Genomic DNA, 1,801 nt, shown 5'->3' with positions numbered 1-1,801 from the left:
ACGGCGTACGGGCCGAAGCTCAGCCGAGCGGGTGCCGGCGCATGAGCACTAGCGCTTGGAGAACTGGGGAGCCTTGCGCGCCTTCTTGAGACCGGCCTTCTTGCGCTCCACCTCGCGGGCGTCGCGGGTCAGGAAACCGGCCTTCTTGAGGGTCGGGCGGTTGTTCTCCGGGTCCAGGGACGCCAGCGCGCGGGCGATGCCGTGACGCAGGGCGCCGGCCTGGCCGCTGGTGCCGCCGCCGTCGAGACGGGCGAAGACGTCGTAGGCGCCGTCGAACCCGAGGGAGACGAACGGCTCCTTGATGGTCTGCTGGTGGACCTTGTCCGGGAAGTACGCCTCAAGCGACTTGCCGTTGACCTTCCACTCGCCCGAACCGGGGGCGATGCGGACACGGGCGACGGCCTGCTTGCGGCGACCGGTACCGGCGCTGGGGCCGGACGCGGTGGGGACGTAGGCGGCGGCGTTCTCGTCGGACTCGCTGGTGTACTCGGAGGGGAACTCCTCCGGGTTCTCCACGTACTCCTGCTCGACGTCTTCGATGCCGGTGGGCTCGACCACGGTTCTCCTCGTGCTCTCTGTAAAAGTCTGCGAACGCCTAGGCGGGCTGCTCGATCTTGGTGATTTCGAACGCAACCGGCTGCTGGGCCTGGTGCGGGTGCTCCGGACCGGCGTACACCTTGAGCTTCTTGGCCATCTGGCGGCCCAGGGAGCCCTTGGGGAGCATGCCCTTGACGGCCTTCTCGATGGCCCGCTCGGGGTTCTTCTCCAGCAGGTCGGCGTAGGAGACGGAGCGCAGGCCGCCCGGGTAGCCGGAGTGGCGGTAGGCGCGCTTCTGCTCCAGCTTCTTGCCGGTCAGGGCGACCTTGTCGGCGTTCACGACGATCACGAAGTCGCCGGTGTCGATGTGGGGCGCGTAGTACGGCTTGTGCTTGCCCCGAAGCAGCGTGGCAACCTGGCTCGCCATACGCCCGAGCACGAGATCGGTAGCGTCGACAACGTGCCACTGACGCTGGACATCGTTTGGTTTGGGGCTGTATGTGCGCACGATCGTTTGCCTTCGCTCTTCAGTCGGCTGCCCCATCCCGTGCGGGAATGGGGGACTCGTATACACACCCGCGGTTGCGGGGGCGTCTGGCCGGATATCCCGTGCCATGTCACAGGACTCTCCGAATGGTGAGTGCGCAGACGATGGTGCGTGGATCGGCGCCCGGTGGTCGGGGCCCACGGCAACTCAACGCACAACGACGGAATATCCTACCTGGCCACCGCCGCGCAGGTCAAAGCCAGCGGCGGGGCGGACCGGCCGGACCGCGCTCGGCGGGGAAAACACCGGCACGGGGTCACATCCGTGACCTCTCCGTCTTTTATTATGCCCGTTGCCGGGAGTGCTTCGTCCTGTTCCCGCCCCCGCGTTGGCTACGCTTGCACCGAAAGGCCGGTCTGCTCCCGTGATGACGGGCACCGACGCGACCTTGGAGACGCCCGTCACGGTCGCCGACACCACGGGAACCCGGAACGGACGGCACCGCGCGGCCCAGGCCACGTGCCGGTGGACCGCGGCCTAGTCCCACCCCCAGAGCCCTCGGAGACTCCCATCAGTACCCATCCGAACCAGCCACAGTACGGTCCCGACGGCAGACCCGTCGGACCGGAGGCCGGTGACGGCCAGGACCTGCTCGGGTCATCGCCCTCCCACGCCGAGGGCCAGCATCCCACATCGGGGCCGCAGCAGACACACGGCGCGCCCCCGTCCGGCCAGCATCCCCCGTACCCGCAGCACCACCACTCCCCCGCGCAGCCG

Annotated in this window: 2 protein-coding genes; both read right to left on the bottom strand. The window is 68.5% G+C overall.

Features of this window, described 5'->3' with window-relative positions:
- Positions 1 to 48 precede the first annotated feature (48 nt).
- Complete coding sequence (rpsI, locus tag DQW06_RS25325) at positions 49 to 558, bottom strand: 30S ribosomal protein S9 (protein ID WP_013156146.1); 510 nt, start codon at positions 556 to 558, stop codon at positions 49 to 51.
- 37 nt (positions 559 to 595) lie between these two features.
- Entirely contained in the window at positions 596 to 1,045 is a 450-nt protein-coding gene (rplM, locus tag DQW06_RS25320; protein ID WP_019610106.1) for a 50S ribosomal protein L13, read from the bottom strand.
- Positions 1,046 to 1,801 lie beyond the last annotated feature (756 nt).

Source organism: Nocardiopsis sp. TNDT3, from assembly GCF_003427465.1.
GTDB classification, from domain to species: domain Bacteria; phylum Actinomycetota; class Actinomycetes; order Streptosporangiales; family Streptosporangiaceae; genus Nocardiopsis; species Nocardiopsis dassonvillei.
The sequence above is the reverse complement of the archived record's forward strand: the minus strand, read 5'-3'. Positions and strand labels throughout refer to the sequence as shown.